Here is a 20,345-nt window from a genome sequence, read left to right as displayed (position 1 = left end):
GTGCCGCAGTCTACTTGCCCCAGGAGTCCTTGAGCCCGGTGATGCGGTTGAACACCAGGTGGTCGCTCGCGTGATCGTGGCGGTCGGCGACGAAGTAGCCGTGGCGCTCGAACTGGAATTTGTCGTCGGGTTGGGCCTGCGCCAATGAAGGCTCGACCCAGGCGGTGACGGTCTTCAGGCTCTCAGGGTTGAGCAGCGCAAGGAAGTCCTTGCCGCCCGCGTCCGGCTGTGCATCGGTGAAGAGCCGGTCGTACAGCCGCACCTCGGCGGGCACGCCGTCGTGCGCGCCCACCCAGGTGATCGCGGCCTTGGCCTTGACGCTGTCGGCGCCGGGCGTGCCGCTCTTGGTTTCCGGGATCACCAGCGCCTGCACCTCGGTGATGGCGCCGCTCGCGTCCTTCACGCAGCCGGTGCATTCGATCACGTAGCCCCCCTTGAGGCGCACCTTGTTGCCCACGAAAAGGCGCTTGTAGCCCTTGGGCGGCGCCTCGGCAAAGTCTTCGCGCTCTATCCACACCTCGCGCCCGAGCAGGAAGTGGCGCTGCGGCACGGTCTGGCCCCCGGCCCCGTGGGGCAAGGCGGGAAGCTGGCAGGGCTCCAGGTGGCCCGCGCCCATGGCCTCGTCCCAGTTTGTGAGCACGAGCTTGAGTGGATCGAGCACCGCCATCGCCCGGTGCGCAAACGGTTCCAGGTCTTCGCGCAAACAGCCTTCCAGCGTCGCGTAGTCGATCCAGGAATAGTCCTTGGTGACGCCGATGCGCTCGCAGAATGCGCGGATCGCCGTTGGCGTGTAGCCACGGCGGCGCAGGCCGACTATTGTTGGCATGCGCGGGTCGTCCCAGCCGCTGACGATGCCGCTGTCCACCAGGTGCTTGAGCTTGCGCTTGCTGGTGACGACGTAGGTCAGGTTCAGTCGCGCAAATTCATATTGGTGCGGGCGCGGCGTGGCGATCAGGCCGCCGTCTGCCAGGCGATCGAGCAGCCAGTCGTAAAACGGCCGCTGGTCTTCGAATTCCAGCGTGCAGATGCTGTGCGTGATGCATTCCAGCGCATCCTCGATCGGGTGCGCGAAGGTGTACATCGGGTAGATGCACCAGGCGTTGCCGGTGGCGTGGTGCTCGGCGCGCTTGATGCGGTAAATCGCCGGGTCGCGCAGGTTGATGTTGGGCGAGGCCATGTCGATTTTTGCTCTCAAAACCATGGCGCCATCCGCATGCTGGCCGCCGCGCATCTCGCGAAAACGTTGTAAATTTTCAGCGGAAGAGCGATCGCGGAACGGGCTGTTCACGCCGGGCTTGCCGAAGTCGCCGCGGTTGGCGCGCATGTCCTCGGCGCTTTGTTCGTCCACATAGGCGTGGCCGGTCTCGATGAGGTACTCGGCCGCGCGGTACATGAAGTCGAAATAGCGGCTGGCGAAGTACAGGTTCTCGTGTCCGTCCGGGTCATTCCAGTCAAAGCCCAGCCAGTGCACGGCGTCGATGATGCCGTCCACGTACTCCTGGTCTTCCTTTTCCGGGTTGGTGTCGTCAAAGCGCAGGTGGCACACGCCCGCGTAGTCACGCGCCAGGCCGAAGTTCAGGCAGATGCTCTTGGCGTGGCCGACGTGCAGGTAGCCGTTGGGTTCGGGCGGAAAGCGCGTGCGGATGCGGGCGGGGTCCACCGCCGCCGTGGCCTGGTGCGCCGCGTCGCCGGGGGTGCCGGCCCAGCGTTTTTGCGCGTGCGTGCCCTGGGCCAGGTCGGCCTCGATGATTTGCCGCAGGAAATTCGTGAGCGGCGTGGGTGCGGTGTCTGGCGTACTCATGGCAGGGATTCTAGGAGGCGTTGGCAGCTTCCGGGTTACGCCCGGATACACGACTGCCTACGTTCAGACACAAGATAAATACCTTGGCATGCCATCCTGAGCGCCATGTCGCGCGTTATGCGGGTATTGGCTGCAATCCAGTCGTTTTTTCAGGAGAAGGCAATGACTGTTCGTCGTACTTGGTTGGCCGCAGCAGCCTCGGCGGGGGTGGCCATGGCTTTGATGCTGGGCGCCACCAACGCCTTGGCACGTGACAATGTCACTTGGTCGGTCGGCATCGGGGTGCCCGGCGTTGTTCTGGGCGCAAGCAACGCAGGCTCGGTCTATTACTCGCCACCGCCGGCGTACTACGCACCCGCGCCGGTCTACCGCGCACCACCGCCCGCGTACTACGCCCCGCCGCCCGTGGTTTATGCCCCGCCAGTGATTTATGCCCCGCAGCGTCCCTACTGGGGTGGCCGCCACGAGCGCTGGGAGCACCGGCACGAACGTCGGGAGCACCGGCACGATCGCCGCGACCACCGCCGCGACTGGCGCTGAGCAGGGGCGCAGTGTGAATCAACGGCTCCGCGCGGGGCCGTTTTCGTTGTGGGTGCCACCGCATAATTGGGACTGCCTTGCACACCGCCCAGCGGTGCGTGATGCAGGGCGTCTTTGATGATCGCACTGAAAGCCTGCCCATGTCCCGTGTTGTCCATGTCCTCAACGGCCCCAATTTGAACTTGCTGGGCACGCGCGAGCCGCAGGTTTATGGCGCACAGACGCTCTCGGATGTAGAGCGGCTGTGCGAGGCTGCTTGCACGCGGCATGGCTTTTCCATGGTGTTTCGTCAGAGCAACCATGAGGGCGTGCTGGTGGACTGGATTCACGAGGCCGGGCGCGAGCACGCCGCTGGCCTGCTCGCGGGCGTGGTGCTCAACGCCGGCGCTTGTACGCACACCAGCGTGGCGCTGCTCGATGCCATCAAGGGCACGGGCGTGCCGCTGATCGAATTGCACATCAGCAATGTCTTTGCGCGCGAGTCCTTCCGGCACCATTCCTGGATTTCGCCCGCTGCGCGTGGCGTCATCTGCGGGCTGGGCGTGGCGGGCTATGCACTCGCGATCGACGCGATCGCCCAGTGGTAACCCAGCTTGCGACGCCGCCTGCATCGGTGCAGCGGCTGGCGCGGCAGGCGCGCTGCATCCGCACCCCGCTGGCGGAGCGGGAAAGCGACGTTGTCTGGCATGTCTGGGGCCGGGCGACGCAGACCCTGCCGCCGCTGGTGCTGCTGCATGGCGGCAGCGGCAGCTGGACGCACTGGCTGCGCAACATCGAAGCGCTGGCCGCCAGTGGCCGCGAGGTCTGGGCGGTGGATATCCCGGGGTTTGGCGATTCCGGCGCCGTCGGGCAGGACGTAGACGCGGTGATAGAGCCGCTGCACCAGTCGCTGCAAACCCTGTTCGGCGCGCAGCCCTGCGATCTGGTGGGGTTTTCGTTTGGCGCGATGACGGCGGGCTTGCTGGAAGCGGCCCACCCGGGGCGCTCGCGCACGCTGGTACTCGTCGGCGCGCCGGCGCTCACCGAGCAGCGGGCCAACCGGGTCCCTCTGCGCGGCTGGCGGCATCTCGAAAGCATGCAGGCGCAGCAGCAGGTGCATCGGCACAACTTGGCCGCGCTGATGCTGGCGGATGCGGGCCAGATCGACGAGGCAACCCTGGCGCTGCATGCACACAACGTCGCGCGCGACCGCATGCAGCGGCGGCGCCTGTCCAATACCGACATCCTGGCGCAGGCGCTGCGCCAGGTGCGCTGCCCGGCGCATGTGATCTACGGCGAGCATGATGCGCTGTACCGCGGTCGTTTTGATGAGCTGCAGGCGGCCGTGCACGCCACCGGCTGCGATTGCCGCAGCTTCACTTTGATACCCGAGGCGGGGCATTGGGTGCAGTACGAGCAGCCGCGCGCCTTTGACCAGGCCTTGTGCGCCGCGCTGGCGCAACACGGCAGCGGGCCTACGCCCGCCTGAGCAGTACCGCGCCTATCGCCACCACCACACAGGCCATGGCGGCCAGGTCCTGCCAGTGCGGCCATTCGCCGATCACCAGGGGCGCGCTCAGAATGCCGATGATGGGCACCGCCATCACACTCATCGCGCTGGTGGTGGCCGGCAGCACGCGCACCAGGGCGAACCAGATCACCTGCGCCAGACCGTAGTTGATGAATACGCCCCAGGCGAGGCTGGCCCAGACTGGCGCGCTGAAACTCCAGCGCTGCGGCGGGTCAAGCCACAGCGCCAGCGGAATCAGTACCGCGGTAGCGGCAAGCATCATCCACACCAGCAGTGCCTCGGCCGGCAGCGTCAGGCGCGCGCGGCGCATCCAGATGGTGCCCAGCGCCCAGCAGAAGGCCGCGCCCTGCATCCAGGCGATGCCGGCGGGCCGCCCGGCGATTTGCGCGATTTCATTCCACAGCAGCAGCGTGATGCCGGCCAGCACCGCGGCCACACCCAGCGCCAGCCGTGCGGTGAGTTTTTCACCGTAGAAAAGTACGGAAAGCAGCACCGTCCACACCGGCATGGTGAAGCCCAGCGTGGCAGCGCGCCCGGCGGGCAGCTGTGCCACACCAATGATGGACAGCGCATGCCAGCCCAGGATATTGGGCAGGCCGAGCACTGCCACCGCGCGCCATTCGGCCCAGCCGCGCGGCACCAGGCGCAGGCGCCGCGTGGCAAAGTAGGCCGCCAGCGCGAGCGCACCCAGACCCATGGTGAGCGCGCGAAAATACAGCGGTCCCATCTCGCGCAGCGCCACCTTCATCACCGGCCAGTTGATGCCCCAGGCCAGCACCAGCAGCGTGAGGCCGACCAGCTGACGGCGTGAGAGGATGGGCATGGGGTGGGGCAGGCGTGGGGCAATGGCAGGAGATGCGGATGGTAACGATGCTGCTGGTGGATGAGCGCGAGGTGGGGTTCACCGCCATGCGCGCGCAGGGCGCGGGCGGGCAGAACGTCAACAAGGTATCGAGCGCGGTGCATCTGCGCTTTGACATTGCCGCGTCGTCACTGCCCGATGAGGTGAAACAGCGGCTGCTGGCCTTGCGCGATGCGCGCATCACCGATGCGGGCGAGGTGGTGATCAAGGCGCAGCGCTATCGCACGCAGCCGGCCAACCGGCTCGATGCTCTGGCACGGCTGCAGGCGCTGGTCGATCGGGTTGTCACGCCGCCCCCGCCGCGCAAGGCCACGCGCCCGACACGCGCCTCGCGCGAGCGACGCCTGCAGGCCAAGCGCGAACGCGGCGCTGTCAAGGCGCAGCGCTCCAGTGTCGGAAAATATGAATGAAATTTGGCGTTTGCGCTTGTTCATCAAGCGCGAACAGCTATTTTTTAAATAGTATTAAGGCGACGCTGAACAAGTCTCCGCGATGGCGCGCGCCCTGGTTTGGGATGGGCTGCAAGGCGCAAACCGCAGCCATAGCCGGTGCTATGGCGAGGATTTGCAACGTCGCAGACCGCCCAAAGCAGGGATGCGCGACGCGCGAGGATTTGTTCAGCGTCGCCTTGAAGCCACCCATCAGCGTGCGCCGCTGTTGACGATGGCGTGCAGCCCCGCGCCGTCGACGATGCGCACCTGCCGGTGCTTGACCTCGATCAGCCCATCCTCGGCAAAGCGCGAGAAGGTGCGGCTCACCGTCTCCAGCGTCAGGCCGAGGTAGCTGCCGATTTCCTCGCGCGTCATGCGCAGCACCAGCTCGGCCTCGGAGAAACCGCGTGCATGCAGACGCTGCAGCAGGTTCAGCAGGAAGGAGGCGACGCGCTCTTCCGCGCGCATGCTGCCCAGCAGCAGCATCACGCCATGCTCGCGCACGATCTCGCGGCTCATGATCTTGTGCACGTGGGTTTGCAGCGCCGGCACTTCGTGCGAGAGCGATTCGATGCGGTCGTAAGGCATCTCGCAGACCTCGGCGTCTTCCAGCGCCAGCGCATCGCAGGTGTGCTCGTCCGAGACGATGCCATCGAGCCCCATGATCTCGCCCGCCATCTGAAAGCCGGTCACCTGCTCGCGCCCGTCGTGCGTGGTGATGCGGGTCTTGAAGAAGCCCGAGCGTATGGCGTAGAGCCCGCTGAAGCGTTCGCCGCGCGAATACAGCGCCTCGCCCTTCTTCACGCGCTGGCGGGTGGTGACCAGGGTGTCCAGGCGCTCCATGTCGGCGGCGGTTACGTCAACCGGCATGCACAGCTCACGCAGGCTGCAGCGCGAGCAGGCGATCTGGAGGGCGCGATGGGGCATGGCGTGGGCTCAGTCGTGGCGTAGGGGGTCATTCTAGGCAAGGACGCAGCAATCTTGATACCGATCAAGGACACCGCATGCCCGGCGAACGACAGTAGCGCTGACCATGCCGATGATTACCCCCGAGTTGATCCAGCGCTTCGATGTCCCCGGACCGCGCTATACCTCCTACCCGACGGCCGATCGTTTTGTCGAGGCCTTCGGCGAGGACGATTATCTGCAGGCGCTGCGCCAGCGTGGGGTGGGCTCCAGCACCGCCAGCCAGCCACTCTCGCTTTACGTGCACCTGCCGTTTTGCGAATCGCTGTGCTATTACTGCGCCTGCAACAAGATCATCACCAAGCACCACGAGCGCGCCGCGCCCTACCTGGGCTATGTCGAGCGCGAACTCGATCTGCACGTCAGGCACCTGGGCGGCGCCGGCCAGCCGGTGAGCCAGTTGCACTTTGGCGGCGGCACGCCCACGTTTTTGAATGACGCGGAGCTCACCGGCCTGATGGACATGCTGCGCCAGCACTTTGCGTTCGCACCCAAGGGCGAGTATTCGATCGAAATCGACCCGCGCACCATCAGCGCCGAGCGCTTGGCCGTCATCAAGGCGCTGGGCTTCAACCGCCTGAGCTTCGGCGTGCAGGATTTCGACCCCGAGGTGCAGAAGGCGGTCCACCGCGTGCAACCGGCCGAGCAGGTGTTCGCGCTCGTGGATGCGGCGCGCACGATCGGGTTTGATTCGATCAACGTCGATCTGATCTACGGCCTGCCCAGGCAGACCCCCGAATCGTTCGCTCACACCATCGCCCAGGTGGCCGAGCTGCGGCCCGATCGCATCGCGCTCTACGGCTATGCCCACCTGCCGGCGCGCGTGAAATCGCAGCGCCATATCCGCACCGCCGACATCCCGGTGGCCCAGCACAAGATTGCGATGCTGTCGCACTCCATCGCCGCGTTCGAGGCCGCGGGCTATGTCTACGTCGGCATGGACCACTTCGCGCTGCCCAATGACTCGCTCGCGGTGGCCAAGCGCCAGGGCCGTTTGCACCGCAATTTCCAGGGCTACAGCACGCAGCCCGACGCCGACCTGATCTCGCTCGGCAATTCCGCCATCGGCAAGGTGGGCGCCACCTACAGCCAGAACGCCAAGGATCTGCTGCAGTACCAGGACCTGCTGGACCACGGCCACCTGCCCATCGTGCGCGGCGTGGCGCTGTCGCGCGACGACCTGCTGCGCCGCGCCGTCATCAACGCGCTGATGTGCCAGGGCAGCGTGCAGTTTGAATCCATCGAGTCGGCGTACCTGATCGACTTTCGCGCCACCTTTGCGCCCGAGCTGGCGCGCCTGCGCGCGATGCACGACGATGGTCTGGTGCATCTGAGCGCGGATGCGATCGAGGTCACGCCGCTGGGCTGGTTCTTCGTGCGCGGCATTGCCATGGTGTTCGACCATTACCTGCAGGCCAAGGAAAGTCGGGCGCAGTTTTCCAAAATTCTCTGATTCGGCGGTGCATTCAAGCGTAGGACAAGGCGAACCAACGCAGTCATGCGTTTGACGACAAAGTCGTATGAATCCCAGGCAAGTCGTGGTTTTGCCACCTCGGCAGACCAGGTTGGCTCCGGTTTGCACCGCTTCGGATTGCACAGGCGCAACGCTGCCCGTACAGCAGTGCAATGATTTCAAAAATCATAGCTTATAGCGCTTGCCAAATATGCGCTATACCGGTTTTTGTTTGATAATCGATCCCCATGTTCGCTCCTGCCCAGTTGATGTCCGCCCAAGCCGCTGACTGGCCAGTCGCAGACGGTTGGATAGCGCTGGTGCGCGCGTTCTTCGAGGGCGAGCGCGGGCGGAGCTTGCTGGAGTTTCTTGGTCAGCGCCTGGCCGCTGGCGCGATCATCTTCCCGCCCCAGCCGCTGCGTGCCTTGCAACTCACCGGGCCTGAAGCGGTGCGCGTGGTCATCCTCGGGCAGGACCCCTACCATGGTCGCGGGCAGGCCGAAGGGCTGGCGTTTTCCGTCGCCCCGGGCGTGGCCCTGCCGCCCTCGCTGCGCAACATCTTCAAGGAACTGCAGCGCGATCTGGGCACGCCCTGGCCAGCCTTCCCCGTACCCGGCGGCTCCCTGGCGCACTGGGCCAGCCACGGCGTGCTCTTGCTCAACACCTGCCTGACAGTGGAGGAGGGCCAGCCCGCCAGCCATGCGGGCAAGGGCTGGGAGCAGCTTACCGACGCAGTGATCCGACATGTCGCCGAAGGCGGGCGCCCCGTCGTCTTCATGCTCTGGGGCAGCCACGCGCAGGCCAAGCGCGCGCTGATACCCGCAGACCGCGGCCACCTCGTGCTTTGCGCCAACCACCCTTCGCCCCTTTCCGCGCTGCGCCCCCCCGTGCCCTTCATCGGCTGCGGGCACTTTGGCCAGGCGCAGGCCTTCCGGCAGCAGCACGGCTACTGAAGTGGTTGAACGAACCTGCGTGGCGTGATTCCAAAACGACAGTGTGCCGTTGGTTTCTTTCAAGGCCTTGCCAGGCATGCCCCCGGCGATGGCGACAATGGCGCTTTCCATCCTTGCCGCAGGGCTGCCACCTCGTGTCGGTTTCCATCACTTTTCTTGGCGGTGCGGGTACCGTCACCGGTTCCAAATACCTGGTGCGCCACGGGGCTCAGGCGTTGCTGGTCGATTGCGGGCTGTTTCAGGGCTACAAGCTGCTGCGCGAGCGCAACTGGCAGCCGCTGCCGGTAGCCCCCGCCGCCATCGATGCGGTGCTGCTCACGCATGCGCACCTCGATCATTCGGGCTATCTGCCGCTCTTGGCGCGCGATGGCTACGCCGGTCGCGTGCATTGCACCGAGGCCACGCGCGACCTGTGCGCCATCTTGCTGCCCGACAGCGGCCATCTGCAAGAGGAAGAGGCGGCCTATCTGAACCGCCACCGCCTGAGCAAGCACGACCCGGCGTTGGCGCTCTACACCCGCCAGGACGCGCTGCGCAGCCTGCGTCTGCTGCATGCCGAGCGTTGGCATGCGCCGTTTGAGCCGCTGCCCGGCTGGCGCGCACGCTTCCTGCGCGCCGGACACATCCTGGGCGCGGCCAGCATCCTGCTGGAGGTGGGCGGGCGGCACATCCTGTTTTCCGGCGACCTGGGGCGGCCCGATGATCTCTTGATGCATGCGCCAGAGCCGCCGCCCGAAGCCGACGTGGTGCTGGTGGAATCGACCTACGGCGACCGCGCGCATCGGGCGATCGGCGTGATGGACGAGCTGGCGCCCGCGCTCGCGCGCCTGGCCGCGCGCGGCGGCGTGGCGGTGGTGCCGGTGTTCGCCGTCGGACGGGCGCAGACGGTGCTGCACGCGATCAGTGAGCTCAAGCGCCAGGGCCGGGTGCCGGCCGGCCTGCCGGTGTACCTGGACAGCCCGATGGCGGTCGACACCACCGAACTGTTCGCGCGCCATCCGCAGGACCATCGCCTGAGCCGCGAGCAGCTCGCCGCGATGGCGCGTGGCACGATCCTGGTGCGAAGCGTCGATGAATCCAAGGCGCTGGCCGGACTGCACGGCCCGCGCGTGATTCTCTCGGCCAGTGGTATGGCGACCGGCGGGCGCGTGCTGCACCACCTGGCGTTGCACGCGGGCGACCACCGCGCCATGATCATCCTCACCGGCCACCAGGCGGGCGGCACGCGCGGCGCGCGTATCGCGGCGGGCGAGACCAGCGTGCGCATGCTGGGGCGTGAGGTGGCGATACGTGCCGAGGTGGTGCAGCTCGCCAGCGCCTCGGCGCATGCCGACGGCGCGCAGCTGCTGGCCTGGCTCGCACGCCTGCCGCGCGCGCCGCAGCAGGCGTTCGTCGTGCATGGCGAACCGGGTGCGGCACAGGCACTGGCCGAGCGGGTGCGTGGCGAACTGCGTTGGCGCGCGCACCTGCCGGAGCACGCCGAGACGGTGATGCTTTGAGCGCCAAAGGCCGCGACCGCGGGTCTTCCCCCGCTGTCAGGCCGACGCTGTAAGCTTGCGAGCGCGAAAGGAGGTCGGTGATGCCCGTCCAGGATCCCAAAGATTTGCGTCCACCGCGCAAACGCGGCGCTGGCGCCTGGCTGGTGGCGCTGGTTCTGCTGCTCGCGGTAGCGGGGTTCGGCTGGAACTGGTGGCAGGCGCGGCAGGCGCCAGCAGCGGTGCCCGCAGCCCTTGAACAGCCTGCAGCAGTTGTGCAGGCGCCGCAGCCTCAAGAGCCGCAGCCGCAGTCACCCGCAGCCCCGCAGAACCCGATCGAGGAGCCCGAGGGCGCGCAACCGGCGCTGCCGGCGCTTGCGGATGCCGATGCGGAAATCGGCAAGGCCTTGACCGAGCTGTTGGGTGCCAAGCGGGTGGGCTCCTTTCTGCAGATCGACGGCTTTGTGCGCCGTGTGGTGGCGACCGTCGACAACCTCGCGCGTGAGCAGGCGCCCGCCCGCATCTGGCCGGTGCACCCCATGCCAGGGCGTTTCACGGTGCAGAAGGTGGATGGTGCCGAGCAGATCGCCGACGTCAATGCGCAGCGCTACGACGCCTTCGTGGCGTTTGCCGAAGGGGTTCCGGTGGCGGCCGCAGCGCGGCTGTACGCGCGGCTCTATCCGCTGTTTCAGGTGGCCTATGAAGAGCTCGGCTTCCCGGGCAAGTATTTCAACGACCGGCTGGTGGCTGTCATTGATCACCTGCTGGCAGCGCCCGAGCCGCAGGGGCCGGTGGCGGTGCATCTGGTGCAGGTCGAAGGGAAGGTGCCTTCGCTGCGCCCCTGGGTGCGCTATGAATATGTGGACCCGCAGCTGCAGGCGCTCTCGGCAGGGCAGAAAATCATGGTGCGCGCGGGTTTGCGCAACGAGCGCAGGCTCAAGGCCGTGCTGGCCAAGGTGCGCGCCAGCGTTGCCAAGGTGCCTGCGGCCAAGCCATAGCGCGCGTCAGCCGGATGCTGCATTCGGACGAAAGAACGCATTCAGCAGCGGCATGAGCGTGGGGAATTCCCGCGCAAACCCCGCCGGGTCAACGAAATACGCTTCGCAGGTGACGGCGAAGAATTCGGCCGGTGCGGTGGCACCGTAGGCGTCCAGCCAGGGCCAATCGCCGCCGAAGCGCTCGGCCATCGCGACCTGCTCGCGAAAGCGCGCGTAGGCCACTGTCCAGGTGCGCCGCCACAGGCGCCGACCGGCGCGCGCGCTGCCACTGCCCATGAAATTCGGTGGCAGCGGCGGGCAGCCGTTGGCATGCCCGGCGCGCATGTCGATCTTGTGCATGAACTCGTGGATCACCACGCTGGCGGCGCGCTGACCGGCCTCTTGCACCGCAGGCCAGACCAGCATCACCGGGCCATGCTCCATTGCTTCGCCGAGCAAGGGTTCGTTGTAGTGGTGCACCACACCTGCGGCGTCCACCGTTTCGCGGTGCGCCAGCGCCTCGCTCGGGTGCACGACGATGCCGACGAAGTCAGCGTACCAGCGCAGCGCCTCGCGCGCCTCACCCCAGTGCAGCAGCGGCAGGCAGGCCTGCGCAGCGATCGCCACTGCCATCGCATCGGTCACAACGAGACCGTGCGCACCGGCAAATTCCTTGTGCCGCAGAAAGAGCGCCGCGAGTGCGCGCAGCTTGGCCTGGTCCTGCAGCGGCAGCGCCGCGAGAAACGGGTAGTGCGCCAGCGTCGGCAGCCAAAGGGCATCGGCGATCACCGGCACGGGCGCCAGCAGCCTTTGCAGGCGCGCGGTAATGCGGGCGAGGACGGAGCGCACTCAGGCCAGGTCCAAGGGCAGCCGCGTGGCGCCTTGCGCGCTCAGGCGCAATACCTCGGCGCGCTGCTCGGCCGCGTCCAGGTCCCAGTCGGACAGCACGAGGCGCGTGATGCCGGGCGCGAGCAGGTGGTCGGCCGGACGGTGGGTGTGGCCGTGGATGAGGCAGGGCGCCTGCGCCGCGCGCAGCCAGGCGAGTGCCACTGCGCTGTCCACATCGCCATAGGCCGCGCCCGATTGCTTGCGCGCCTCGCTTTCGCTGCGGATGCTGCGCGCCTGCGCGCGCCGCGCTGCCAGCGGCTGGGCGAGCAAGCGCGCTTGCCACGCCGAGCCGCGCACCATGGCGCGAAAACGCTGGTAATCCATATCATCGAGGCACAGCGCATCGCCATGGCTCAGCAGCCAGCGCTGGCCACCGAGCGTGAATAGCGTGGGGTCGGTCAGCAGGGTGATGCCGGTGGCCTGCGCGAAGCCCTCGCCCACCAGGAAATCCCGGTTGCCATGCATGAAATACAGCGCGCGCTGGCGACTGGCCTGGCGCAGCAGGGCGCAGACCTCGGCTTCAAAGCTGCCCGGCTCGGCTATCGCATCGTCGCCCACCCAGACCTCGAACAGATCACCGAGGATCAGGACCGCATCGGCCGAGGTATGGCCGAGGTAAGTGGCGAGCCCTTGCAGCGTGGCCGGGTGCGCCGCGTCCAGGTGCAGATCCGAGATGCAATCGACGGCGTGCCAGCCGCTCGCTGCCGTAAGTTCGGCGATGGGCGGCAGCGGCATGCCAGACCCTCTCAGAGCGCGACGGCCTTGTCGATCACGACGCTGTCGAACGGCACGTCGTCGTGGTGGCCCTTGCGCGTGGTGCGCACGCCCTTGATCTGGTCCACCACCTCCTGGCCCTGCACCACCTTGCCGAATACGGCATAGCCCCAGCCCTGACCCGAAGGCGCGGTGTGGTTGAGGAAGTCGTTGTTCACCACGTTGATGAAGAACTGCGCGGTGGCGCTGTGCGGGTCGCCGGTGCGCGCCATGGCGATGGTGTATTTGTCGTTCTTCAGGCCGTTGGCGGCCTCATTCTGGATCGGCGTGCCGGTGGGCTTTTGCTGCATGTCGGCGGTGAAGCCGCCGCCCTGGATCATGAAGTTCTTGATCACGCGGTGAAAAATCGTGCCGTCGTAGTGGCCCTGGTTCACGTAGGTGAGGAAGTTGGCGGCGGACTCGGGCGCCTTGTCGGTGTCGAGCTCAAGCACGATCACGCCCGGTGTGGCGGTTTCGGCCACGTGGATGGTGATGTTCAGCTGGACTTGCGGGTGGCTCATGGTGGATTTCCTCAGGGTAGAACAGTGGCGGATTCGATCACCACGGGTGTGGTGGGCACATTCTGGTACGGGCCTTTGTTGCCCGTGGCGACGGCCTTGATCTTGTCAACGACATCCTGCCCCTCGATGACCTGGCCGAACACCGCATAGCCGTGGCCGTCGGGGCTGGGGGCGTTGAGCATGTCGTTGTTCTTCACGTTGATGAAGAACTGCGAGGTGGCGGAATTCGGATCGCCGGTGCGCGCCATGGCGATGGTGTACTTGTCGTTCTTCAGGCCGTTGGTCGCCTCCAGCGGGATCGGCGGGCGTGTGGGCTTTTGCGCCATGTCGGGCGTGAAGCCGCCGCCCTGGATCATGAAGCCGTTGATGACGCGGTGAAACACCGTGCCGTCGTAGTGTTTGTCCTTGACGTACTGCAGAAAATTTTCCACCGTCTTGCGCGCCTTGGCCGGGTCCAGCTGGACCACGATATCGCCCAGGCTCGTCTTGAGTTTTACTTTGGGTGTGCCCTGTTCGGCGGCCTGCAGCGGCAGACCCAGCGCACCTGCCGCGCCGGTGAGAATGGCCTGCGCGGCCGCTCGTCTGGAAATCATCGGATAGTCCTCAATGAAAAAGCGCCGGCGATGGCAGGCGCAGGGGGTGGCGGTTGTCGCGCCGTCAGGCGGCGGGCGTCACCGAAGAATGGATTCCCGCGCGATCTTCCAGGTTCCCGCCTGCTGCACCAGCGCCAGTTCCTTGCGCGTTTGCAACTGCAGCGCATCGCCCTGGTAGCTCTGGTGGAATTGCGCCACCGCCTGCTGTCCCTGGAGGTCGATCTGCAGGTCGGAAAGCCGCACGTCGATGTGGGATTTGTTGCGGATCTGGGCGCGCTTGCGTTCTTCCCACGTCTGGCGCGAGAGCGGGCTTTCCGGCGCAAAGTCGCTGGCATAGCTGTCCAGGAAGCGCGGCACATCGCGCTCGGACCAGGCCTGCGCCCAAGCCTCTATCGCTCTGGCCACCGCCTGGGCGTCGGGTGCCGGTGCGGCAGGCTGCACGGCGGCAGCACTGCCTGGTTCGGTGCTGCGCGCCGCCGCAGGGGCTGGCACCGCGCTGGCAGCAGCGGCCGGGGTGGCCGGTGCTGCGCCGGATTTCGCCGGTGCCGCGCCCGGGGTGTCGAACAATTCGCGGATCAGCGCCAGCTTGCGCTTGGTGCCATCGCCCGCGCTGGCATTGAGCTGCAGCGCCTGGTTGTAGGCCTGCGCGGCCAGGCGTGCGTAGATGTCGCCCAGGTTTTCCTGCGCGGTGGCGTAGCGCGGATTGCTGCGCACCGCCATCTCCAGCGCCACGCGCGCCTTGTCGAGCTGGTTGTCCTGGGCATAGAGCACGGCCAGGTTGTTGTAGGGCTCGGGCAGCTCGGGGTAGTCGCGGATGAGCTCGTTGAAGGTCTCGATCGCCGCCTTGGTCTGCTTGCTTTCGCTCTGCGCCACGCCGCGCAGGAAGATCAATTGCGGATCCTTGGGCGTGGCCGCCAGGCGCTGCTCCACCAGCACCTGCGCCTGCGCGGGCTGGCCGGCCTTGAGCAGGCTGGTGATGTCGCCGTAGTCGGCCGCCTGCGCCGCCGATGCGGTCAGCAGCGCTGCGGCGGCCGCCAGCCGCAGACAACGATGGAAGGAGAAGCGGGTGAAGGGCATGGAGATTCTCCAGATGCAGGCGTGCGTGGAATCTTGCGCGAAACAGATGCGCGGAACCCGCGATTTATACTGCGGCGGATTCTATCTGAGGGGGTCTCCCGGCCCGCCGGCCGGCGCGGGCGGCGCCTTTGTCCACACATCCATGAGTCTGCGTATCTACAGCACGCTTGCGCGTGCGGTGCAAGCGTTTGCGCCGTTGCAACCCGGCCATGTTCGCATGTATGTCTGCGGCATGACGGTCTATGACTTGTGCCACCTCGGCCATGCGCGTTCCATGATCGCCTTCGACGTGGTGCAGCGCTGGCTGCGCGCTTCGGGCTACCAGGTCACCTATGTGCGCAACATCACCGACATCGACGACAAGATCATCCGCCGCGCGGTGGACAACGGCGAGAGCATCCGCAGCCTGACGGACCGCATGATTGCCGCGCTGCACCAGGATGCCGACGCCCTGGGCGTGCAGCGCCCGACGCACGAGCCGCGCGCCACCGACTACGTGCCGCAGATGCTGGGCATGATCGACCAGCTTGAGCACAAAGGCCTGGCCTACCAGGCGGGGCAGGGCGGCGATGTGAATTTCGCGGTGCGCCAGTTCCCGGGCTACGGCAGGCTGTCGGGCAAGTCGCTCGATGAGCTCAACGCCGGCGAACGCGTGGCGGTGCAGGATGGCAAGCGCGATCCGCTGGATTTCGTGCTGTGGAAATCCGCCAAGCCCGAGGAGCCCGACGAAGTCAAGTGGCAAAGCCCCTGGGGTGCCGGGCGCCCCGGCTGGCATATCGAATGCTCGGCCATGGGCTGCGCGCTGCTGGGCGAGAGTTTCGACATCCACGGCGGCGGCGCCGATCTGGCCTTCCCGCACCACGAGAACGAAATCGCCCAGAGCGAGGGCGCCACCGGCAAGCCCTTGGCCCAGGTCTGGATGCACAACGGCTTCATCAACGTGGACAACGAGAAGATGTCCAAAAGCCTGGGCAATTTCTTCACCATCCGTGAGGTGCTCAAAGTCTACGATGCCGAGACCGTGCGTTTCTTCGTCGTGCGCAGCCACTACCGCAGTCCGCTGAACTACAGCGATGTGCACCTGGACGATGCGCGCGCCGCGCTCAAGCGCCTGTACACCGCGCTGTCGCTGGTGGCGCCCGCATCGGTGGAGCTCGACTGGGCGCAGCCCCATGCCGCGCGCTTCAAGGCAGCAATGGACGAGGACTTCGGCACGCCCGAGGCGGTGGCCGTACTGTTTGAGCTGGCGGCCGAAGTCAACCGCAACCGGTCGGCGCAGGCCGCTGGCGTGCTGAAGGCGCTGGGCAGCGTGCTGGGTTTGCTGCAGGGCGATCCGCAGGCCTTTCTGCAGGCCGGCAGCGCATTGGATGCGGCGCAGATTGCGGCGCGGATCGACGCCCGGGCTGCCGCCAAAGCCGCCAAAAACTGGGCCGAGGCCGACCGCATCCGCCAGGAGTTGCTGGCCCAAGGCATCGCGCTCAAGGACGGGCCTGGTGGCACGACGTGGGAGGCGGTTTGAATGACTTCATATAAAAACATGGCTCTGGCGCATATGGGATGAGCGGTGACAGCTATCAAAACCGTTAACCCCCAACCCGATTACTGGCCGGATGCCTGCAAGCACCTGGCCAGGAAAGACCGAGTGCTGCGCCGCCTGATTCCGCAGTTCGAGAACGCCGCGCTGCAGCCCCGGCCGGACGCCTTTGCGACGCTGGCGCGCTCCATCATCGGCCAGCAGGTCTCGGTGGCGGCGGCCTCCAGCATCTGGGAGCGCTTTGCCGCGCTCGCGCGCAAGGTCACGCCCGGGCGTGTGCTGCTGCTCAAGGTGGACGACATGCGCGCCGTCGGCCTGTCGGCGCGCAAGGTGGATTACCTGGTCGACCTGGCGCTGCACTTCAGCGACGGCCGCCTGCATGTGCAGGACTGGGCGCAGATGCAGGATGAGGCCATCATCGCCGAGCTCACCGCCATCCGTGGCGTAGGCCGCTGGACGGCGGAGATGCTGCTGATCTTTCATCTGGCGCGGCCCAATGTGCTGCCGCTGGACGATGTCGGCCTGGCGCGCGGCATCAGCCGCCACTATTTCTCGGGCGAGGCGGTGAGCCGCAGCGAAATCCGCGAGGTGGCGCAGGCCTGGGCGCCCTGGTGCAGTGTGGCGAGTTGGTATATTTGGCGCTCATTGGATCCGCTTCCGGTCTGAAGCCCGGTCTGCGGCGGGCGCGCCCCACGTGCCAGCGCCCGAGGAGAGAACAACTTGGCAAAAAAAACCTTCCTGGATTTCGAGCAGCCGATTGCGGAGCTTGAAACCAAAATCGAGGAACTGCGCTACGTGCACAACGAAAGCGCGGTGGATATTTCCGAAGAAATCGGCCAGCTCACCAAAAAGAGCCAGCAGCTGACCAAGGACATCTACAGCAACCTGACGCCGTGGCAGATCACCAAGATCGCGCGCCACCCCGACAGGCCGTACACGATGGATTACGTGAATGAAATTTTCACGGATTTCGTCGAAATGCACGGCGACCGGCACTTTGCCGATGACCAATCCATCGTCGGCGGCCTGGCGCGCTTTGGCGGCAACGCCTGTGTGGTCCTTGGCCACCAGAAGGGGCGCAGCACCAAGGAGCGCGCCGCGCGCAACTTCGGCATGACGCGCCCCGAGGGCTACCGCAAGGCGCTGCGCCTGATGAAGACGGCGGAGAAATTCAAGCTGCCGGTGTTCACCTTCGTCGATACGCCGGGCGCGTTTCCCGGCATCGACGCCGAGGAGCGCGGTCAGTCCGAGGCGATCGGGCGCAACATCTTCGAGATGGCGCAGCTGGAAGTGCCCATCATCACCAGCGTGATCGGCGAGGGCGGCTCGGGCGGCGCGCTGGCGATCTCGGTCGCCGATCAGCTCATCATGCTGCAGTACTCCATCTACTCGGTCATCAGCCCCGAGGGCTGCGCCTCCATCCTCTGGAAGACTGGCGACAAGGCGCAGGATGCGGCCGAGGCCATGGGCATCACCGCGCATCGACTGAAGGCGCTGGGCGTGGTCGACAAGATCGTCAACGAGCCGGTGGGCGGCGCGCACCGCGACCACAAGCAGATGGCCGCCAACCTCAAGCGTGCGCTTGGCGACGCCTGGCGCCAGGTGGCCGACCTCAAGGTCAAGGAACTGCTCGAACGCCGCTATGAGCGCCTGCGCAGCTATGGGCGCTTTACCGACACCAAGGCCGAGGCGCACTGACACAGCCGCCTTGTGTCAATGGCATGACGCAGCCCTTTGATGCCGCTCTTGCCGCTTTCTCCCCCGGCCTGCCACTGGCCGTGGCCCTGAGCGGCGGGGCCGATTCCACCGCGCTGCTGCTGGCCTGTGCGCGCCGCTGGCCGGGGCAGGTGCAGGCCTTTCACGTCCACCACGGACTGCAGGCGGCGGCCGACGGCTTCGCGCACTACTGCGAGCAACTGTGTACCGGGCTGGGTGTGCCGCTGCACATCGCCCGTGTCGATGCGCGACACGCCCCGGGCGAAAGCCCGGAAGACGCTGCACGCCGCGCGCGATACAAGGCTATTGAGGCCCTTGCGCATGCCAGCAAATCGCCAATAGCTATCAAAAATATTGCATTGGCGCAGCATGCAGATGACCAGGTGGAAACCCTGCTGCTGGCGCTGTCGCGCGGCGCGGGCGTGGCCGGGCTGGCAGCGATGCCGGCGTGCTGGCGGCAGGGCGGGCTCACCTTTCACCGCCCCCTGCTGGACGTGGCTGGTGCCGAGATCCGTGCCTGGCTGCAGGCGCAGGGTGTGGGCTGGATCGAAGACCCGACCAATCAGGACGAGCGCTACACGCGCAACCGCATCCGCCATCGGCTGCTGCCCGTGCTGGAGCAGGTCTTCCCGCAATTTCGCACGACCTTCGCGCGCTCCAGTTGCCATGCGGCGCAGGCCGCGCAGTTGCTGCATGAACTCGCCGAGCAGGATCTGGCAGCTGTCGGCGCGCCGCCCGCGCTGGCGCTACTGCAAGGCCTGAGCGAGGCACGCCAGGCCAACGTGCTGCGCCACTGGCTGCGCCAGCACCACGCCACCACGCCCACCGCGGCCCAGTTGCGGGCGCTGCTGGCGCAGATTGCGGCATGCACCACGCGCGGGCATCGCATCGATCTGAAGGTCGGCGCCGGCTTTGTGCGGCGCGAGGGCGCGCTGCTGCATTGGTACAATTTCCGGCTTTCCTGAATTCACCACAGGCGCCGCCAAGCCCGGGTTCTGCCAGGCGTCTGGCGCCGCACCACGCACACACTCATGGCCTTGTACGTTCACAAATACGGTGGCACCTCGATGGGCTCCACCGAGCGCATACGCAATGTCGCGCGGCGCGTCGCCAAATGGGTGCGCGCGGGCCACCAGGTAGTGGTCGTGCCCAGCGCCATGAGCGGCGAGACCAACCGCCTGCTGGGCCTGGCCAAGGAGCTCGCGCCCGGGCGCCCGAGCGACGCCTACCACCGCGAGCTCGATCAGCTCGCCGCCACGGGCGAGCAGGCGTCCTCCGCCATGCTGGCCATTGCGCTGCAGAGCGAAGGTCAGCCGGCGGTCAGCTTCACCGGCTGGCAGGTGCCGGTGCGCACCGACAGCAGCTATACCAAGGCGCGCATCGAATCGATTGACGACAAACACATCCGCGCCGAACTCGATGCCGGCAAGGTGGTCATCGTCACCGGCTTTCAGGGCATAGACGCTGGCAACAACATCACCACGCTGGGCCGTGGCGGCTCGGATACCTCGGCCGTCGCCATCGCCGCCGCCGTCAAGGCGCACGAATGCCTGATCTACACCGATGTCGATGGCGTCTACACCACCGACCCGCGTGTCGTGCCCGACGCCAGACGCCTGAAGACGCTCAGCTTCGAGGAAATGCTCGAGATGGCCAGCCTGGGCTCCAAAGTACTGCAGATCCGCTCGGTCGAATTCGCCGGCAAGTACAAGGTGCCGCTGCGCGTGCTCTCCAGCTTCACGCCCTGGGACATCGACATCAACGAAGAAGCCGCCTCCGGCACATTGATCACCCTTGAGGAAGATGAACAAATGGAAAAAGCCATCGTCTCCGGCATCGCCTTTTCGCGCGATGAAGCCAAGATTTCCGTGCTCGGCGTGCCCGACAAACCCGGCATCGCCTACCAGATCCTGGGCGCCGTGGCTGACGCCAAAATCGATGTCGACGTGATCATCCAGAACCTGAGCAAGGACGGCATCACCGATTTCAGCTTCACCGTGCCGCGCGGTGATCTGGAGCGCGCCAGCACGCTGCTGCGCGAGAAGGTGTTGCCGCAGCTGGGCACCGATCAGCTCGTGAGCGACGCGCACATCGCCAAGGTCAGCATCGTCGGCATCGGCATGCGCAGCCAGGTGGGCGTCGCCAGCACCATGTTTCGCACGCTGAGCGAGGAGGGCATCAACATCAAGATGATCTCCACCAGCGAGATCAAGACCTCGGTCGTCATCGACGAAAAATACGTCGAGCTCGCCGTGCGCGCCCTGCACAAGGCGTTCGGGCTCGATGCGTGACGAT

Annotated in this window: 21 protein-coding genes; 13 read left to right on the top strand and 8 right to left on the bottom strand. The window is 66.5% G+C overall.

Annotated elements, in window-relative coordinates; translation table 11 throughout:
* Window positions 1-10: 10 nt before the first annotated feature.
* A complete protein-coding gene (locus ABS45_RS09495; protein ID WP_291555248.1) occupies window positions 11-1,801 on the bottom strand; it encodes a glutamine--tRNA ligase/YqeY domain fusion protein in 1,791 nt (596 codons plus the stop codon).
* Between the two features lie 162 nt (window positions 1,802-1,963).
* On the opposite strand from ABS45_RS09495, the gene ABS45_RS09490 reads away from it, so the two are divergent.
* The 3 genes from ABS45_RS09490 to ABS45_RS09480 all read left to right on the top strand — a co-directional run bounded on the left by ABS45_RS09490 (window position 1,964) and on the right by ABS45_RS09480 (window position 3,809).
* Complete coding sequence (locus tag ABS45_RS09490; protein WP_291555247.1) at window positions 1,964-2,341, top strand: hypothetical protein; 378 nt, start codon at window positions 1,964-1,966, stop codon at window positions 2,339-2,341.
* A gap of 140 nt (window positions 2,342-2,481) precedes the next feature.
* Window positions 2,482-2,928: a type II 3-dehydroquinate dehydratase gene (gene aroQ / locus ABS45_RS09485; RefSeq protein WP_291555246.1), complete on the top strand. Its 447-nt coding sequence runs from the start codon at window positions 2,482-2,484 to the stop codon at window positions 2,926-2,928.
* Entirely contained in the window at window positions 2,922-3,809 is an 888-nt protein-coding gene (locus tag ABS45_RS09480) for an alpha/beta hydrolase (RefSeq protein WP_291555245.1), read from the top strand. The genes aroQ and ABS45_RS09480 overlap by 7 nt, the downstream gene beginning before the upstream one ends.
* On the opposite strand, the gene ABS45_RS09475 is transcribed toward ABS45_RS09480, so the two are convergent.
* The gene (locus tag ABS45_RS09475) at window positions 3,796-4,674 is read right to left on the bottom strand and encodes a DMT family transporter (protein WP_291555244.1); all 879 of its coding nucleotides are present in this window, start codon (window positions 4,672-4,674) and stop codon (window positions 3,796-3,798) included. The genes ABS45_RS09480 and ABS45_RS09475 overlap by 14 nt on opposite strands.
* A 38-nt stretch (window positions 4,675-4,712) precedes the next feature.
* Between ABS45_RS09475 and arfB the strand changes: the two genes are divergently transcribed.
* Entirely contained in the window at window positions 4,713-5,123 is a 411-nt protein-coding gene (arfB, locus tag ABS45_RS09470) for an alternative ribosome rescue aminoacyl-tRNA hydrolase ArfB (RefSeq protein ID WP_291555243.1), read from the top strand.
* 231 nt (window positions 5,124-5,354) lie between these two features.
* Here the strand turns inward: arfB and fnr are convergent, their stop codons facing one another.
* On the bottom strand, window positions 5,355-6,071 hold the full coding sequence (fnr, locus tag ABS45_RS09465; protein WP_291555242.1) for a fumarate/nitrate reduction transcriptional regulator Fnr: 717 nt from the start codon (window positions 6,069-6,071) through the stop codon (window positions 5,355-5,357).
* Window positions 6,072-6,177: 106 nt separating this feature from the next.
* Between fnr and hemN the strand changes: the two genes are divergently transcribed.
* The 4 genes from hemN (at window position 6,178) to ABS45_RS09445 (ending at window position 10,989) form a co-directional block, all read left to right on the top strand.
* On the top strand, window positions 6,178-7,563 hold the full coding sequence (gene hemN / locus ABS45_RS09460) for an oxygen-independent coproporphyrinogen III oxidase (protein WP_291555241.1): 1,386 nt from the start codon (window positions 6,178-6,180) through the stop codon (window positions 7,561-7,563).
* Between the two features lie 248 nt (window positions 7,564-7,811).
* Window positions 7,812-8,516 carry a uracil-DNA glycosylase gene (locus ABS45_RS09455; RefSeq protein ID WP_291555240.1) on the top strand — a complete coding sequence of 235 codons (705 nt, stop codon included), beginning with the start codon at window positions 7,812-7,814 and terminating at the stop codon, window positions 8,514-8,516.
* Between the two features lie 134 nt (window positions 8,517-8,650).
* Window positions 8,651-10,015: an MBL fold metallo-hydrolase gene (locus ABS45_RS09450; protein WP_291555239.1), complete on the top strand. Its 1,365-nt coding sequence runs from the start codon at window positions 8,651-8,653 to the stop codon at window positions 10,013-10,015.
* 80 nt (window positions 10,016-10,095) lie between these two features.
* Window positions 10,096-10,989, top strand: a complete 894-nt coding sequence (locus tag ABS45_RS09445; RefSeq protein ID WP_291555238.1) for a DUF3014 domain-containing protein — start codon at window positions 10,096-10,098, stop codon at window positions 10,987-10,989.
* Between the two features lie 6 nt (window positions 10,990-10,995).
* Here the strand turns inward: ABS45_RS09445 and ABS45_RS09440 are convergent, their stop codons facing one another.
* From ABS45_RS09440 to ABS45_RS09420, 5 genes are all read right to left on the bottom strand, one after another.
* On the bottom strand, window positions 10,996-11,817 hold the full coding sequence (locus ABS45_RS09440) for a M90 family metallopeptidase (protein WP_291555237.1): 822 nt from the start codon (window positions 11,815-11,817) through the stop codon (window positions 10,996-10,998).
* Window positions 11,818-12,591, bottom strand: a complete 774-nt coding sequence (locus tag ABS45_RS09435) for a UDP-2,3-diacylglucosamine diphosphatase (RefSeq protein ID WP_291555236.1) — start codon at window positions 12,589-12,591, stop codon at window positions 11,818-11,820. It abuts the gene before it with no gap.
* Window positions 12,592-12,602: 11 nt separating this feature from the next.
* Entirely contained in the window at window positions 12,603-13,130 is a 528-nt protein-coding gene (locus ABS45_RS09430; protein WP_291555235.1) for a peptidylprolyl isomerase, read from the bottom strand.
* A gap of 11 nt (window positions 13,131-13,141) precedes the next feature.
* Window positions 13,142-13,723: a peptidylprolyl isomerase gene (locus ABS45_RS09425; RefSeq protein WP_291555234.1), complete on the bottom strand. Its 582-nt coding sequence runs from the start codon at window positions 13,721-13,723 to the stop codon at window positions 13,142-13,144.
* A 78-nt stretch (window positions 13,724-13,801) separates the two neighbouring features.
* A complete protein-coding gene (locus tag ABS45_RS09420) occupies window positions 13,802-14,800 on the bottom strand; it encodes a tetratricopeptide repeat protein (protein ID WP_291555233.1) in 999 nt (332 codons plus the stop codon).
* 142 nt (window positions 14,801-14,942) lie between these two features.
* On the opposite strand from ABS45_RS09420, the gene cysS reads away from it, so the two are divergent.
* The 5 genes from cysS (at window position 14,943) to ABS45_RS09395 (ending at window position 20,341) form a co-directional block, all read left to right on the top strand.
* Window positions 14,943-16,319, top strand: a complete 1,377-nt coding sequence (cysS, locus tag ABS45_RS09415; protein ID WP_291555232.1) for a cysteine--tRNA ligase — start codon at window positions 14,943-14,945, stop codon at window positions 16,317-16,319.
* A 45-nt stretch (window positions 16,320-16,364) separates the two neighbouring features.
* Window positions 16,365-17,000 carry a DNA-3-methyladenine glycosylase 2 family protein gene (locus ABS45_RS09410; protein WP_291555231.1) on the top strand — a complete coding sequence of 212 codons (636 nt, stop codon included), beginning with the start codon at window positions 16,365-16,367 and terminating at the stop codon, window positions 16,998-17,000.
* 54 nt (window positions 17,001-17,054) lie between these two features.
* Window positions 17,055-18,032 (top strand): acetyl-CoA carboxylase carboxyltransferase subunit alpha, encoded by a 978-nt coding sequence (locus ABS45_RS09405; protein WP_291555230.1) that lies wholly within the window; start codon window positions 17,055-17,057, stop codon window positions 18,030-18,032.
* Window positions 18,033-18,055: 23 nt separating this feature from the next.
* A complete protein-coding gene (gene tilS, locus ABS45_RS09400; protein ID WP_291555229.1) occupies window positions 18,056-19,015 on the top strand; it encodes a tRNA lysidine(34) synthetase TilS in 960 nt (319 codons plus the stop codon).
* Window positions 19,016-19,081: 66 nt separating this feature from the next.
* The gene (locus tag ABS45_RS09395) at window positions 19,082-20,341 is read left to right on the top strand and encodes an aspartate kinase (protein WP_291555228.1); all 1,260 of its coding nucleotides are present in this window, start codon (window positions 19,082-19,084) and stop codon (window positions 20,339-20,341) included.
* The last annotated feature ends 4 nt before the right edge of the window (window positions 20,342-20,345 follow it).

It is taken from the genome of Comamonas sp. SCN 65-56, from assembly GCF_001724135.1.
Lineage (GTDB): Bacteria > Pseudomonadota > Gammaproteobacteria > Burkholderiales > Burkholderiaceae_C > Comamonas_C.
This window is presented reverse-complemented; position numbering and strand designations above follow the sequence as displayed.

Coding starts and splice junctions, on each gene's coding strand:
- ABS45_RS09495 (WP_291555248.1), bottom strand. CDS start 1,801: ATGAGTACGCCAGACACCGCACCCACGCCGCTCACGAATTTCCTGCGG.
- ABS45_RS09490 (WP_291555247.1), top strand. CDS start 1,964: ATGACTGTTCGTCGTACTTGGTTGGCCGCAGCAGCCTCGGCGGGGGTG.
- aroQ (WP_291555246.1), top strand. CDS start 2,482: ATGTCCCGTGTTGTCCATGTCCTCAACGGCCCCAATTTGAACTTGCTG.
- ABS45_RS09475 (WP_291555244.1), bottom strand. CDS start 4,674: ATGCCCATCCTCTCACGCCGTCAGCTGGTCGGCCTCACGCTGCTGGTG.
- arfB (WP_291555243.1), top strand. CDS start 4,713: ATGGTAACGATGCTGCTGGTGGATGAGCGCGAGGTGGGGTTCACCGCC.
- fnr (WP_291555242.1), bottom strand. CDS start 6,071: ATGCCCCATCGCGCCCTCCAGATCGCCTGCTCGCGCTGCAGCCTGCGT.
- hemN (WP_291555241.1), top strand. CDS start 6,178: ATGCCGATGATTACCCCCGAGTTGATCCAGCGCTTCGATGTCCCCGGA.
- ABS45_RS09455 (WP_291555240.1), top strand. CDS start 7,812: ATGTTCGCTCCTGCCCAGTTGATGTCCGCCCAAGCCGCTGACTGGCCA.
- ABS45_RS09445 (WP_291555238.1), top strand. CDS start 10,096: ATGCCCGTCCAGGATCCCAAAGATTTGCGTCCACCGCGCAAACGCGGC.
- ABS45_RS09435 (WP_291555236.1), bottom strand. CDS start 12,591: ATGCCGCTGCCGCCCATCGCCGAACTTACGGCAGCGAGCGGCTGGCAC.
- ABS45_RS09430 (WP_291555235.1), bottom strand. CDS start 13,130: ATGAGCCACCCGCAAGTCCAGCTGAACATCACCATCCACGTGGCCGAA.
- ABS45_RS09425 (WP_291555234.1), bottom strand. CDS start 13,723: ATGATTTCCAGACGAGCGGCCGCGCAGGCCATTCTCACCGGCGCGGCA.
- ABS45_RS09420 (WP_291555233.1), bottom strand. CDS start 14,800: ATGCCCTTCACCCGCTTCTCCTTCCATCGTTGTCTGCGGCTGGCGGCC.
- cysS (WP_291555232.1), top strand. CDS start 14,943: ATGAGTCTGCGTATCTACAGCACGCTTGCGCGTGCGGTGCAAGCGTTT.
- tilS (WP_291555229.1), top strand. CDS start 18,056: ATGACGCAGCCCTTTGATGCCGCTCTTGCCGCTTTCTCCCCCGGCCTG.
- ABS45_RS09395 (WP_291555228.1), top strand. CDS start 19,082: ATGGCCTTGTACGTTCACAAATACGGTGGCACCTCGATGGGCTCCACC.